Raw genomic sequence first — 14911 nt, forward strand, 5'->3', positions numbered from 1 at the left:
TACCACCGTTGAGAGCTGGAAAGGATTCAACTACCTATCATTCATAGTAATCGCCCTATAAAAATCAAACTAAAAAAGTTTAAATGAGTTCAATATCAAAATATATAATACTCTCCTTTTTTTTATTTTTTACTATAATAGATCTGACCGCTCAAGATATAACCGATTCTATTAATTTTTTTATTAAAAAAGCAGAGGCTACAAAAGTTAAAGATGATTTGGATTTGGCTTTGTCTTACTATAATAAAGCTTTGGTATTAATTGAAAAGACCCCAAACGAAAAGCTACTTCTCAAAACTTACGAGAACATTGGAGATATTCATGAAGCGTATGGCAGACCATATAAGGCTATGGACTTTTATCACCATGGCGAAAAACTTAGTTTAAAAACAAATGATTCTAATACATATGCAAGAATTTTGGGAAAAATAGGAGTTTCTTATTCTACCGCCGTACAAAGTGATACTGCCTTTTATTACTTTGATAAGGCCTTAGAGCATGTTGATACGGTAAGAAATAAGAAAGAATTTGCAAAACCGATGTTAGAAATTGGGAGATACTATTTTATAAATAATGACAGGGACAATGCCTATAAATTCCATCATAAATCATACATCATTAGTAATTCGATGGGATATTACCCTATACTTGCTAAGGCTGCCAATGGAATAAGTAATAGTTATGCACAAAAAGGTCAATTTGACATATACAATAATCTTGGAAACAATCTAATGCGATTGCAGCAATACGACTCTGCTATTTATTATTTTATGAAAGCAGAATATATAGGAAAAATAAATCGAAACAATTCTCAATTATCAACAATTTATCAAAGTATATCTAATTTATACATTCTGAAAAAAGAATACACTAAAGCAATATATTATCTTAATAAAGGATTTGGAATACTAAAGCAAAATAATGACCATATAGATAATATTTATTACAGTAACAATTTCTACAAAGCTTATAAAGCTTATAAGGGTGCCAGAAACTATAAAAAATCTTTGGAATACCATGAAAAATTCAAGTTTTGGACAGATTCTGTAACAAAAGCTTCTTCTCAAGTAAAAATGCTAGAATTTAAAGTAAAATATGAAACAAAACTAAAAGAAAATCAAATCGCAATTTTAAGTAAAGAAAACGAGTTAAAAAGCTTAAAAATTATACAGACCCAAAAACGACATAGCACTCATTTATTAATCTTATCTATTGTGGTATTGTCTATAATTGGTGGTATTCTCATCTATCATTTTACCAATAAAAGTAAATTGGTAGCTAAACAAGAAAACATGCGCTTAAAATCTGTTATAGAAGCAGAGGAAAAAGAAAGAAAACGAATAGCTCAAGATCTTCATGATAGCTTGGGGCAAGCCATTTCTTCCATGATGATAATTGCGTCTAATTTGAATACTGAAAATGTAGAAGAAGAAAAAAAGCTCCAGAAATTGCTAAGTTTGATAGATAGAACGTACGAGGAGCTAAGAAATATTTCACATAACATCATGCCTAATACATTAATAACATTAGGTCTCATTCCTGCCATACGCGAATTGATAGATGAAATGAGTGTAGCTCAAAACTTAAAGATTACATTTTCAGACTTTGGTAATTTCGAAGAACTAGAGGATAACCAAGCAATAGCCTTATATCGAATTATACAAGAAGCCTTATCTAATATTATAAAACATGCACAGGCTACCAAAGTAGTAATCTCTTTAAATTGTGAGAAAAATGAGCTATTATTATCTATAAAGGATAATGGAATAGGCATAAATACCTCTAAAATAGACAGTGTTGGCGGTATTGGATGGAAAAATATTCTTTCGAGGGTAGCTATTCTTACAGGAGAGGCAGATCTAAAGTCAGCACCCGGAAAAGGAACACACCTCTTTATCAGTTTTGATATTTAAAATAGGGAAAGAACATCAATAAGGTTAATCAAAATTTTTAATTTGCATAGCTAGTAGGGTACTACCTAATAGGATTTTTTCTAAGTTTTTTGGATGTTCTTTTTTGTTTTGTTTGTTCATTTATTTTTTGTTCTGAAGGTGTTTTTGATAAATTTTGCAGACTGAAACTTTCACCTTTACCTTTTGGAATTACCTCTCTATCTCTATGTTTAAGAGGATCTTGTTTTTTAGTGCTTCTTATCAGTATATGTTCTAATCTACTCCAAAAACTTTTTGTTCGTTTTTTGGGTGGATTATGTTCTTTATTCTCAGGCAAGTCTTCTTTTGTATCACCTTTTGATTCCGTGTTTACAGAGTTTTTTAAACCTTTTACTTGATCATTGTTATCTTTAGGTCTAGGAGATAGTCCATCAATGGGTAATAATCCTGGGTCTCTATACTCAGGTAAATCTTCTATGAATTTACCTTTCGGTTTTCTTGAACCTGCTTGTTTAATGCCTAAATTGTTTAATTGGGCCTGGAGTAACCGTTCCCTAGTAGTTAATTCAGCCAATTCCTTCAATAACCTTCGATTTTTTTTCTTTAAATTAAGAAGTTTTTGTTTTTGTTCTCGATTTCTCAATTGAATAAATGCAATTTCAGCTTCTAATTTCCGATGTTCATTAAAGAAACTTTTAACATGTTCTCGTGTTAACTGTCTAGAACCCTCTCCTCCGGGAGCCGTTATAGGTATATTTTCTTCCATAAAAATACAATTTAATAGTAATACTTACTCTTTTTGTTTGGTCTTCAAAAACATAAATGCAACCGCTATGTTTTTTATTCTCAAAGATTAATCCCTCTTTATAATAAAAACAATTATGGGGCATTATACCCTATATTAAAGGTGAAATTTTATGGTTGAATAGGTATTCATTATGTACTCAAAAAAAAAAGCATCAGAAAAGGACTGATGCTTTTTTTTTGTATTAAAATATCTGTATTTCTACCTTTGAAAATATATCGAGACCTACCTGGTTTTTTATTAGATTATCAAAAGTCTCACGTTTACGTATTAAATGTGCTTTTTCTTCATGCTGGAATTACTACATTAGTCCGGACACAAAGTTGAGAGAATATGTTTGCTCGTTATGAACTTAGCATTTATGAGAAGTAAACCTAAACATTACACCTTAGAGTTTAAACAAAAGGCCGTAGAATTAAGTTATGCCACAGACAGTGTAAGGTTACATTGTTTTAACAAAAGGAGATAAGGGCCACTATAAATCATATACACCTTATATTTTACCTATTTTTTCCCTTAATACAACTAGAGCATCATGCATCCATTTTTCAACCGTTTTAACAGAAATATCTAGCATTTCGGCAATTTCTTTATAGGTTTTTTCATCTATCCTGTTTAACAAAAACACTTTTCTTTGATTATCTGGTAGTAAAGATATTTCACGGTTTATTTTATCCAGAAATTCTTTTTCCTCTAAGACATAATCAGGAGATTCTATATAAAGAAGGTTCTTATTTGCATTATTTTGATGCTTAAGTATCATTTTCTGCCTTTTTAGATCATTGAGAAAAGCATTCCTTGCTAACATAAAAAGATAACCTTTTGATTTTTCATAAGGTACATCCTTGCAGTTATTCCATAATTTGATGAAACTATCTTGCATTAAATCTTTTGCCTTGTCTAAATCACCGTATTTATAGTAGAAAAAATTTTGTAAAGATTTAAAATGGTCTTTAAATATTTGTTTAAACGTTTTTTCATCGCAAACATTTAATTTTTCACTCATAGCAGGTTGTATATGTATTAAAAAAGATTTGAGAACTTAACGTTCTAAAAAAAAATAATTTTTTTATAATTTGATGATGTTGTTTAGGAACATTTACAAATTTAGATCTTTCTGTTTTGTCTGATTTATTATTTCTTTAAATAATTTAAATTTTATTTTATTTTTTTCAAAATGGCGTTCATCTTTTTATATATCTATCATTATAGATAAAAGCTTATTAATCCTACAAATAAGTACGCTAATCAAAAGTCTATTATTAAAACTGCTTTTTTTAACATTTTAATTAAAATTAAGGAGGCTCAAATTTCCTTAAATGATAAGTGCTTAATTTTTTAAAAATACCTAAAGTAAGTAATAAACTATTTTTTTTGCAGTTTTTTAACATCCAAAATCCTTTGACAGATATAGTCTTCAAAACTTAGTAAACTTATTATAAAGGAATTAAAAAGCCTATGAGTATAAAAATATCAAAATGATCTTGTACTCAAAATTCAAATGGCAATCATCATTGTCTCCTTCGGGGAATAAGATAAATGCATAAGCATTATGATGTAGAGATATTGAAAGGTCATATTCCGAAGAATCATATCTATTTGTTAGTTTCTGTTCCACTACATTTTTCAATAAGTAAACTAGTTTAATATTTAAAAGGAAAAAGATTTGAAAAGCCCTGCTTTTGAATGTCAGTATATCCATTAAATAAACTTTTTATTGGATTTCCCGGAATAACATTTTTTAGACCTCAGCTCTAATCTATCCTTAAATATTTGTGCACACACGGTAGCCTCAAAGCGATAAGCAGAAAAACTAAAGGAGGTGGGATTATTTAAATTAAAACCTCTCTAATTACGCAAAAAAACTTCGATTCCCCTTAAATGCTGAGCTATCATATTATTTTTTTTGAAAAAATATATAGGGTAAACAAACGAGTTAACTGTTTTTATATCGTGCAATACACATATCTGAAATTTTACAAAAAACCACATTCATAAAACGAAACAACCTTATTACAAGGATATAAAAAGGGTGACAGGTAAAAAACATCAGAATTAGATAACATTCTATATTAATTATTAAATTTTAACGCTATGAATAATGTAACAAGCAATGCTAAAACTTCAGACGAAAATCTAATTTTTAACGAATCAAAAAAAGAAATTTCAGCGCACATTTCCGGTACAGGAGTTTCTGCTCTTGAATCTCTAAAAGCACTTCCTGCTCTAAAGGGCTCCTTGATACTTGATGGTGTTGGAACGAAAGAACATGCTGAGAAAACTGGAGAATGGCCTATCCTGGATTTTATTTTGAAAAAGGTTGAACCTTTAAAAACTTCAGTTGCTGGCTATCATGATTATGATCAGCGTGCCCAAACAGCTCCATTGCTCAGTATATTTGATAAGTACCTCAAAGGACCTTTTCCTGAGATAACTCAAACTGGGAACATCCTTTTGTCAGGACATAGTCGAGGTGTTGCAGGAGGTATGGTAGGAGTTTTAGCCGGATTATATCAAATAGGTAAATCTCCAGAGCATACAGAAATATTTAAGCATATCGCAAATCAAATTAACAAAATGAATCTTGTGCTATTTGATGGTGTTGCCGGTCCTATGGGGAATTACTTATATGGAGTAATGGATTTGCCCGAGTTCAAAGACAAAAAAGATAAATTAGGGCATCTGTTTAGAGAACTAAATAAAATGTTTGCAGCGGCCAAAAGGGAAAAGGGGGTTGAAGAAAAAGAAACTTTGAAAGTAACAATAATGCTTGCTCGTACCGATAGCCGTCCCGACTTCGAGATAGACCCAAATATACAAGCATATATGCAAGACCCTGGAAATAGCTTCGAACTATACCGTGCAGGGTTTCAACATTCTGCAATGGTAGATCCAATACCTTATGAAAAACAACCTGAGGGTTTTAAAAAGCTTTATCCTGACGAGAGATATACCCCTACTCAACTTGCTAATAGCATAATAGCCGAAAAAAGAGGTCTTAACCCCAAAATTTCTGCTAAAGAGATTGCGATCGAAGTTAATAAACAGGAAATGAACGTTATAAATCTAGCAAAACAAATATATGCCAATAATGAAAAACCTAAAGTATCACGCGAGGATAAATTGGCATTGGACTATCTTCTCTGGATAACAAGCAGGGATGGATACGCTCTATCTAGCAAAATATTAACACATACTAATTTCAAAGCTATTATTGCTAATTCTAAAGATAACCCTAACAAACTTCCCATTTGGGATAGTGGTAGAGTACTTGATGAAGATTGGGATCAAAATCCATTGAGGGTATTTATACCTAGTAATGTAATAGATATTGTTACAGGTAAGGTAGTAGAATTAGGAATAAGTTCTCAAAAAGGAAGTATTTCACATCCTTTGAGAAGAAGAAATTCATGGCAAATTCCTACGATCGAGCCTACTGAAGGAAGCCACAAAGCGAAACTTCAAAAACCACAAAAACAACAAAAACAACAAAAACCTGGAAGATCATAGCTAAGAATAGGTGAGTAAGTCTGATATTTTTAAGACCATACATGTGGTACAAGGAAAGGGGAACTATAGAAAAAAGTTCCCCTTTCTATATTGTACTTATACTGCCCTACAAAACATTGTATCATTGAGTTGATAAAAGCAAGGATTCCGTATACCCGAGGACATTAAAGTTATCGGATTCAACAACGACCCCGTCTCCGAGGTCATATCGCCCAGCCTATCCACAATTGAATACCCCGGTTACAAAATGGGCATTCTTCAGGACAAAGTATCTTCAGCCATTTAAACGGGTCGATCAATATTCAGTCCGCCGACCAAATCCTCATCAAACATAAATTAATAGCTAGGGAAACTACCATCCGAAACAGCAGGAAATGCACGTTAAGGAAGTAGCCCCAAACCATCCACTGGTACAAGCCTTTAAAGGAAATGGATTAACCCATGTAGACGAGCCCTACTTTTTCAACAATGCCTATTTCGACTATAATTTCAGGCCCTTACTTTATATTGAAATCGATAAGCTAGAAGGCATGAAAAAGGAAGTCGACGAAAAGGTAAACTATGTTTCTTGGATCAAAAGACATGGCAAAGGCCGCGTTTTCTATAGCTCCCCATCACATAACGCCCAAAGTTTAGACCACCCTGGGTTACTTCAGTTTTTCTTGGATGGCTTACAGTATGCTGTCGGCGACTTAAAATGCGACGACTCCCCTATTGGAAAATAAAAGGCTTTAGGGTAGTTTTGTATAAAACAACACTTTGAAACATTACTACCCTTTTATATTGACCTTACTGCTCTGCTCGTTTACGGCATGTAAAGAGAACGAGCCTAAGCCTTCAAGCAAAGCATCGGACCCTGTTACCGCCACTCCCAAGATCGAAGAGGTCAGCCTACTAGACCGTTGCATCAATGCCCATGGCGGCATTCAACAATGGAAATCGTTCATCAGTCTGGCCTATAATTTAGAAGAAAAGGGAAGAACCGTTTACCAGCTTACCCACCTAAAAGACCGTAGGGCCTATTTAAAATCAAAAGATTTTGAAGTGGGTTTTGACGGAAAAACGGCATGGGCAAAACCGGATGCTTCCCACATCCCCGGAAATTCCCCAGCGTTTTATTACAATCTCGATTTTTACTTTTTCGGCATGCCCTTTTTATTGGAAGACCCGGGCGTGATTACTAGCGACGAAGGAACATCCGTTGTTGGCGGTAAAACCTACGAGACCTTAAAGGTTACCTTTGGCCCGGAAGTCGGCCTTACCCCAGAAGACGTTTACTACCTCTACATCGACCCCGAAACCTTTCGGCTAGAGATACTCACCTATTCCGTTTCTTATTTCAATAAGGAAGATGCACAGATAAACACGGCCAAAGTGTATTCGGGATATCACGAGGTACAGGGCCTTCTGATGCCTTCCCAATTGGAAAATTATGCATGGAAGGACGGAAATTTAGGAGAAAACAAACAACACACCCGTCTTTTCAGCGACATTCGCTTTCTAGATCAAATACCCGATGACAGCGTTTTCAAGGTGCCACAAGGGGCTGTGACCGAAAAAATAGTGCAAGATTAATCCCTTATTTCTTTGAATAATCCAATAGCTCCTGTTCGGTGTATTCGGTTCCGCTTTTGGGTTTGGTCTGGCGTAGCTCTTCGATCTTATCGATATTCAAGCGCTTAGGCTCATCGGAAAACGCATTGGTCACATACGATATAATATCGGCAATATCCTTATTGGAAATATCTTCATTGCGTATGAGTCCCGGCATGGCGAGGTTTAAATTGTATTGCTCCCCTTTGACCGTTATAGGCCCTTCAAGGCCGTGCAAGATTATCAGTCCTAGTCTTTCCGTATTGGCCACGTGCTCAGACCCCATTAGTGGCGGTGCCAGGCCTTCTATTCCCTGGCCATTTACCCCGTGGCACGAAGCACAGATTTCATAAAACATCTTGGCCCCACTGGTTCTTGTGTCTTCTACTAATGACTTCCTTGCAAAAATAGGGTTGACCTTATCTTCTTTTCGCTTGATAGCGCTTGTTGATATCACTTCGGCAAGTTTCGGGTTCCCCGATGCAATGGCGGTCTGTAAGTCTTCTTCCCCACCCGTGATGCCACTGACCAAGGCCTCGGTAAATATTGGCTTGTTCACATACTTGGCACTTAGCTTTTCCATAACCGGAAGAAAACGCGATTCATCTTGGCCCACTAAGTTTCCTATGATGCTACTTAAATAAAGGTCTATAGTCACATTATTTTTGTTCAACAGCTCGGCAACCAAGGCTTCTGTTTGCTCGGTATTGGCCTTCGTTACAAATGGCGGAAGCAAAACAAGTGCATGGGCCGTCAGATCAGCAGCCCCTGAGCGTGCCGCCTTGGCCAACAAGTCATACGACAAGGCATCGAGCCCTTCCAAGGTATATAGCGCATGTATTTGGGCTATAGGGTTTTGTCCGTCCTGCAGAAGCTCTTCCAATCCTTCTATGGCATCTTTTTGGTTTCTGTAAATCAACTGCTGCTGGGCACGGTCGCGAACCCAACCATTCTTATCCTTTAATAGTGCAATGAGTTGTTTGGTATTCATCCCACTAAAATTACGGACCGCTTCATACCGTTGACCTAGCTTCTTGACACGTAAGATACGCCCAAAATTAATCAGGGTATCGAGTTTGTTTACAGCTACTTTTTTCTTGAGATAAGGGCTCAAATAGGCGTGATGCCCTATCATACCACGATGCATATCGGTAATATACAAGCTTCCATCAGGGCCATTGTTCAAGTTTACCGGTCGAAACCCTTCATCCGTAGAGGTCAAGAATTCCTTTCCTTCATAGGCTTGTTTCGCTATGGTGGAATCTCCCGTAAAAGTCAAGAGATTGCGTTTTATAAGGTTCCCCTCAGGAATACATACAAAAACGTTCTCGTCATACGCTTCGGGAAATGCCCCGCCCCTATAGACAAGGGGGGCACAAGCGGCCGTGGCTTTCACCAATATACTATCTTGGTTCAACACCCCTTTGGCATAGCCCCTATTTACGGTCGTAGCATGTACGGGATACACCCTCTGGTCATGGGTCAACATTCTATTCACCCCATATTTCGGGCTATAATATTTGTTTTTCACCAAGACATTGGGCAAGACATGGTCTCCTAGCAATTGTCTCGAATTATCGTTAAAATAAAGTCTACCAAAATTATCATGACTTATACCCCACTGCCCCCGAAAGCTAGTTGCCTCTTTTTTCCAGACTCCCTTGACTCGTCGGTACCTGAAATTGGATTTCGCATTGTACAACCAGTTATCGAGGTTCATCATCAGACCGTTAGGCTGATGCTCGGGGTTCCCCTCTACGGCATAGATAGAATCTACAACGACCCTATTGACCGGTTTATCATCCTTAATCTCTACAAAGTATAAAAAGGGAGGTTCAGAATATAGAAGTCCCCCGTACACATGGGCCAAGGCCCTAGGCATCACAAGGCTATCCAAAAAAGTTTTCGCATGGTCTACGACCCCATCGTTATCAAGATCTTCAAGAATATCGATACTGCCCACGGGCGCGGTCTCGTCACTCCCTTGCATATCGTTCATATATCCGGGCATTTGAGCGACCCAAATCCTTCCTTGATCATCAAAATCGATGGTAACAGGGGCTTTTAGAAGCGGTTCAGAGGCCACCACCTCGAGTTCAAAACCTTCTTCTACCTTATAGCCATCCAATGCTATTTGAGGTTCCTCGTATGAAGGCTTGCAATTGCTGAACAAAACAATAAGCGCGCCAAAAAATACGGTAGATCTACAATACTTCATTCTATAAATACTTTATGCTATGATTTTATCTTCCAAATATGCCTCAAACTACATTTAAATACATGAGAAACCAATGACTTGCCGCGCCACCTAAAACAAAAATGTGCCATATAAAGTGATTGAACGGTATGCGATCCCACGCGTAAAAGAGAATTCCAAAGGTATAAAAGCCTCCACCAAGAAACAAAAGCCAAACTCCTAAAGAAGGGATGTTATCGAGAAGATTCTTAAAATCAAGAACGATCAACCACCCCATTGCCAAATATAGTCCCAATGACAAAAATTCGAACTTCCCTGTATAGAAAATTTTAAACAATGTACCTACAAGGGCAATACCCCATATCGCATAAAAAATAAGCCATCCGTTACCATTATACAACGTAATCAAGGCTATGGGCGTATAAGTACCCGCTATTAAAAAATAAATATTGATGTGGTCTAATACACGTAATTTACTTTTCAACCACGGGTTGGTACTAAGGTGATAGGTTGCCGACACCCCAAACATGGAAATCAAGCTTATGCCGTAAAGCAATATAGCAAATGTCGCATAGGGGGACTTACCGCTGTTCTTTACGAGCAACATAATCGTGCCCAGTACCGCAAATAAAGCCCCTAAACCATGCGAAAGGGTGTTGTATTTTTCTTCCTTTGAAAAAGCTATTCTCTCGTTCATGCAACCTAAAAGACACTCCTACCTTCAAACTTCGGCTACTCTACAATAAGCTTAATTCTCATTGAAGCCGAATGTCCCGGAAAGGTACAAACAATCCAGTATTCCCCAGCAGTATTCGGCACATCAAAATAGATGGTTTCTTCCGATTCGGGCTGAACGATTCCCGTATGGACCAATACCAGTTCACTATCGGGAACATAATTAAGGTCAGCACCATCCAAGCCTAAATGTAAGGCCTTATCACCCACTTCATTTACAGACGCTTCACCTCTATCGGTAATCACCAGGTTATGGAGCATATCGTCATTATTCTTAAACGTGATGGCCACCCTAGATTTTCGCTTAAGCTTAAGCTCTTCTATATCGTATTTCAATCCCGGCTTAGTACTGATCACAATTTTTTCGGTGGGACCGTTAACCCATAGTAGGGGCATCTCATTCACCCGCTTAGGTTGTTTCACACTGTTTTTTCCCGTATTCATTTCAATGGATTCCGATTTCAATGTACCTCCAGGAACTTCGTTCAAGGTGTAGTATCCTGTATCATGCAACAGCTTTTCCCCACTTTTAGCCTTTAAATCAGGAATTTTAAGCTGGTGGATAAAGCCTAAACGCATGCCTTTGACCGTCAATTTTACAGAGCGTCCATCATCTGAAACCTTGGCTTGGGTCACTTCGCCCTTCTGTTGGTCTACAATTGGACTTCCATACGTATTATGGTATAGGTAGTTAAATGTGGTTACATTATAGCTGGCAAGGTCTGCCCCTAATTTTTTATCGATAGGCTTGGTAAATTCCAACAAGAAACCATCATCTTGGGCCTTCATTGTCTTTATTTCAAAAGGCACTTTTCCGTTCCATACCAATCGCTGTAGACCGAACATTTTCCTTCCTGTTGAAGACCAACCTCTACTAGTCATCCCTACGAACATACTGTTATCGCTACCCCACAACATTCTCAATATACCTGAGGAGAATCCTTCCACAAAAGGAAAAACGGCTCCTTGATACACTCCGTTGACCTTTTCCATATACACGCGCATAATCTTGCTGTGTCCTTGGTCACCCACGAACATCTGACCTTCAAAGGGTCCGAAATTCCCCTTGGTCGTATCATAGATCATATCGGAAGTGGAAATCCCCAAAATCGTATGGGGCAACCAGATAGCCGGAGCCCTTAATTCGGGTACTTTTTTTGCGTACTCGTACAAGCTTAGCCCCGATTGCTCTTCAATGTCCTCTTTCTTTAGCTTTAAAGGAGACTTAGGGTCGTCGGTCCATACCAATCCTTCAGGGTTTCCCGCAAAGGTTCCCTTCTCTAAATGGGTTATTCTCCCTGAACCTACCCAATCCCCTTGATTTTCGGAGTAAAAAACATCACCGGCATCATTGATTACAAAACCCGAAGGGGAACGCAATCCCGTAGCAATAGGGGTCATTTCACCTTCTGGTGTAATTCGCAACATCCAGCCCCGCCATTTTACCAAACTGGCCCCGTGACCGATCCATGATAGATTTAAGGTAACGAGCATATCTCCGTTGTCCATAAATTTAGGACCATAGGAATAGTCATGGTAATTACCTGACAAGGGCCATGTATAAATAGTTTTATAAACATCGGCCTCACCGTCATTGTCCTTATCTTCCAATTTGGTGAGCTCTCCCCTTTGGGCCAGGTAAAAACTATTGTCTTTATAGTTCAATCCCAAAACTTCGTGCATCCCGCTGGCGAATCTTTTATACGAAGGCGATTTACTGTAAGGCTTATCAATAACCCATACTTCTCCCCTACGTGTCGAGACCCCCAATTTATCATCGTCGGTCAGTGCCAAACCACCCACTTCAAGAACTACGTCCTGAGGAATTGGAACATCGACAATACTATAAAATTGGGCTTCCTTTTTGGCCATATCCGACTGGGCAATACCCAGTTGCGCCGTAACTACTAGAAATATAAAAAATAAGGTTCTATATAAAGTTTGCATGATCTTCTCTTTTTACCAAATAATGTTGTACTGGATTTTTTGTTCGCCTGATGGAATTTTCACTATCAATTCATCCTTACCGTTAGATTTTCGAACGGTCGGAGCCAAGCCTTGATCGGCAAAATGAACAAAATAGCTCTCGTTATTTACAATGTAAGAACCATCGGGAAGCTTTTTAATAGACTCCCCATCGGCTACCTTATGCCAAATAGCACCATCACCACTAGTTTCAACGGTACGCGTTACGCCCCGTTCATTGGATAGAACATCAATTTTATCAAGTAGTTTTTTAGAACCTATTTTTCGTATAAACATCGGAATTCCCTTCTTATCCAATTCATAGCCTTGGGACATTTGGAAGTCTTCCTCACCTATTTCAGTAGGCCATTGGGCACCACCATCGGTCAATAGGGCAAACTCAGGATCGCCATGAAAAGAAACGGCAAATCCGGCAGGTTCGCCAAGCTGCTTGATACCTCTCGCATGCCACATTTGTGTAGCGTCTAAAAACTCACCACTCCATACCTCCAGCAAAGAACCAGAAGTCAAGTCATAAGCATAGTTAATTTTTTCAGGGGTTCCTACTGAAATACAATGGGTCCGTTTTTCATCCCCGTGCATTAAAAAGCTACGCTGGGTTACCGCCTTATCGCTTGGCTCGACCATAATTCTATTCTTGCCGATGTGAGGTCTGTCGTTTATAGAACTTTTGGCGTGCACCGAATGTCTTTGAATACCAGGACCTTCGACATACAGGCCAAAGCCTATGTTCCATGGATTGTGCTTGTTGTATATCAACCTAAAAGGCACTTCTCCCTTGGTCAGGGGAACCTTGGCCAAACCTAATGAATCAAGCGTAAAGCGGCCGTCATGGTTTACTACGGTATCATTATCTATAATAAGCAGGCCACCTGCTTGGTTGAGTTTAAAATCGAAAAGGTAATCCCCCGTAACCGGAACAAGCATTTTACCCTTATAATCCAATATACGCGTTACCTTTTTCCCAACGACCATCGCCGATGAAATCGAATCGGTATCGACTTCCCTTATGGGAGTCAAAGTATCGACATTCGGCAGCAGGACGTGCTCACTCTCAAACTCCCTCATCTTCATATCGACAAATGACAAGCTAGGGTTTCCATAGAGTTTATAGGAGAAGTTTTTAAACGCAACGCTTCCATGATCACCTTGTATCATCAATGGCGCTTTTGGCACTTCATCATTGGCAATAGCCGCCCGTGTAGGGCCTGAAACCTTAACATTTTGATGGATAAGTACCCCGTTCAACCAGACTTCCTCAAATTCGGCATCTTTGACCTTTCGGCCTGACGCGTCAAATTGGGGTGCATGGAAAATAACCTTAAGATGTTGCCACAATCCAGGCGCTTTAGCCGCATTCATTCTTGGAGCCGAACCTTCATAGCCTTCACTCCCTTTCTCCTTGGTGGCATCCCATCGCTGGTAAATACCGCCCATATCGGAAAAAGTAGCTTCTTCCGCCTTCCAACTATCAAAAAGTTGCACCTCATAACGCCCTTGAAAATAGAGTCCTGAATTAGAGCCCTTTGGCATCATCACATCGACTTCAAGTTCTATATCACCGTGTTCAACATTGGTAAAGATATGAGCTTTGGACTCGCTATCGGGAATATTCACCAATACCCCGCTACCTTCAGAAGCCGTAATTTGTTTATCCTTTAAACGGTCTACATATACATCGCCTACGATGCTCCAATTGCTTGATGTTTTTTTAAAATCGCCAAGATCATTGAGCGATATCGATTCAAAAGGAAGCGAAATTTCTTGCGGCGCCGATTCTGCCACTTCTACTTTCCCGTCCTTTTCTGTGCAGGAATACAACAATGCACTTAAAATAAAGATTGGTACAGTTCTTTTCATGGGTCTGGTTTGAAATCAAAAATAGATTACTGGATAGTTTTATAAAGTATTTTTATTAGCGGATGCATGTAGTATTCTAGCAAAAACTACACGAAGCTAAAAATACAAAAGTGTAAGAACCACACCTAATATTAACTTACTATTCAGCCCATAATTATCAATAAATAGCAAATTTTTAACGGAAATTATACACGATATAATGCAACAACATCCTGTTTTGCAGAGAATTCCAATGGGTTTGTAATGTGGACGGGGGATGGTCAAAAAAAAAGGTCCCGACCAGTAAAACTGATCGGGACCTCGAAGTAAGGCGGCTTCCTACTCTCCCACCTA

At 38.1% G+C, this 14911-nt stretch carries 11 protein-coding genes; 5 read left to right on the top strand and 6 right to left on the bottom strand.

Annotation, left to right across the window (positions count from 1 at the left end; all coding sequences use genetic code 11):
- Positions 1 to 83: 83 nt before the first annotated feature.
- Positions 84 to 1913 (top strand): tetratricopeptide repeat-containing sensor histidine kinase, encoded by a 1830-nt coding sequence (locus BW980_RS21820; RefSeq protein ID WP_076457277.1) that lies wholly within the window; start codon positions 84 to 86, stop codon positions 1911 to 1913.
- 61 nt (positions 1914 to 1974) lie between these two features.
- Here BW980_RS21820 and BW980_RS21825 read toward each other — a convergent pair whose 3' ends face one another.
- A complete protein-coding gene (locus BW980_RS21825) occupies positions 1975 to 2658 on the bottom strand; it encodes a hypothetical protein (protein WP_076457278.1) in 684 nt (227 codons plus the stop codon).
- A 532-nt stretch (positions 2659 to 3190) separates the two neighbouring features.
- A complete protein-coding gene (locus BW980_RS21830; protein WP_076457279.1) occupies positions 3191 to 3703 on the bottom strand; it encodes an RNA polymerase sigma factor in 513 nt (170 codons plus the stop codon).
- A 1088-nt stretch (positions 3704 to 4791) separates the two neighbouring features.
- Here BW980_RS21830 and BW980_RS21840 point away from each other — a divergent pair.
- From BW980_RS21840 to BW980_RS21855, 4 genes are all read left to right on the top strand, one after another.
- A complete protein-coding gene (locus BW980_RS21840) occupies positions 4792 to 6207 on the top strand; it encodes a hypothetical protein (protein ID WP_076457281.1) in 1416 nt (471 codons plus the stop codon).
- A 172-nt stretch (positions 6208 to 6379) separates the two neighbouring features.
- The gene (locus BW980_RS23040; RefSeq protein ID WP_394333511.1) at positions 6380 to 6493 is read left to right on the top strand and encodes a hypothetical protein; all 114 of its coding nucleotides are present in this window, start codon (positions 6380 to 6382) and stop codon (positions 6491 to 6493) included.
- A gap of 88 nt (positions 6494 to 6581) precedes the next feature.
- Entirely contained in the window at positions 6582 to 6932 is a 351-nt protein-coding gene (locus tag BW980_RS21850; RefSeq protein WP_083690595.1) for a ThuA domain-containing protein, read from the top strand.
- A gap of 34 nt (positions 6933 to 6966) precedes the next feature.
- Complete coding sequence (locus BW980_RS21855; protein ID WP_076457282.1) at positions 6967 to 7782, top strand: DUF6503 family protein; 816 nt, start codon at positions 6967 to 6969, stop codon at positions 7780 to 7782.
- Between the two features lie 4 nt (positions 7783 to 7786).
- Here BW980_RS21855 and BW980_RS21860 read toward each other — a convergent pair whose 3' ends face one another.
- The 4 genes from BW980_RS21860 to BW980_RS21875 are packed head-to-tail and all read right to left on the bottom strand — an operon-like array spanning position 7787 to position 14578.
- Entirely contained in the window at positions 7787 to 10018 is a 2232-nt protein-coding gene (locus BW980_RS21860) for a DUF7133 domain-containing protein (protein WP_076457283.1), read from the bottom strand.
- Between the two features lie 43 nt (positions 10019 to 10061).
- Positions 10062 to 10694 carry a PAQR family membrane homeostasis protein TrhA gene (trhA, locus tag BW980_RS21865; protein WP_076457284.1) on the bottom strand — a complete coding sequence of 211 codons (633 nt, stop codon included), beginning with the start codon at positions 10692 to 10694 and terminating at the stop codon, positions 10062 to 10064.
- A gap of 35 nt (positions 10695 to 10729) precedes the next feature.
- Positions 10730 to 12679, bottom strand: a complete 1950-nt coding sequence (locus BW980_RS21870; RefSeq protein ID WP_076457285.1) for a sulfocyanin-like copper-binding protein — start codon at positions 12677 to 12679, stop codon at positions 10730 to 10732.
- A gap of 12 nt (positions 12680 to 12691) precedes the next feature.
- A complete protein-coding gene (locus tag BW980_RS21875) occupies positions 12692 to 14578 on the bottom strand; it encodes a 3-keto-disaccharide hydrolase (protein ID WP_076457286.1) in 1887 nt (628 codons plus the stop codon).
- Positions 14579 to 14911: the final 333 nt, after the last annotated feature.

Source organism: Zobellia uliginosa (assembly GCF_900156625.1).
GTDB lineage: Bacteria > Bacteroidota > Bacteroidia > Flavobacteriales > Flavobacteriaceae > Zobellia > Zobellia uliginosa.

Excerpts from the sequence above, each read along its gene's own strand:
- BW980_RS21820 (WP_076457277.1), top strand. The coding sequence starts at position 84 with ATGAGTTCAATATCAAAATATATAATACTCTCCTTTTTTTTATTTTTT.
- BW980_RS21825 (WP_076457278.1), bottom strand. The coding sequence starts at position 2,658 with ATGGAAGAAAATATACCTATAACGGCTCCCGGAGGAGAGGGTTCTAGA.
- BW980_RS21830 (WP_076457279.1), bottom strand. The coding sequence starts at position 3,703 with ATGAGTGAAAAATTAAATGTTTGCGATGAAAAAACGTTTAAACAAATA.
- BW980_RS21840 (WP_076457281.1), top strand. The coding sequence starts at position 4,792 with ATGAATAATGTAACAAGCAATGCTAAAACTTCAGACGAAAATCTAATT.
- BW980_RS21850 (WP_083690595.1), top strand. The coding sequence starts at position 6,582 with ATGCACGTTAAGGAAGTAGCCCCAAACCATCCACTGGTACAAGCCTTT.
- BW980_RS21860 (WP_076457283.1), bottom strand. The coding sequence starts at position 10,018 with ATGAAGTATTGTAGATCTACCGTATTTTTTGGCGCGCTTATTGTTTTG.
- trhA (WP_076457284.1), bottom strand. The coding sequence starts at position 10,694 with ATGAACGAGAGAATAGCTTTTTCAAAGGAAGAAAAATACAACACCCTT.
- BW980_RS21870 (WP_076457285.1), bottom strand. The coding sequence starts at position 12,679 with ATGCAAACTTTATATAGAACCTTATTTTTTATATTTCTAGTAGTTACG.
- BW980_RS21875 (WP_076457286.1), bottom strand. The coding sequence starts at position 14,578 with ATGAAAAGAACTGTACCAATCTTTATTTTAAGTGCATTGTTGTATTCC.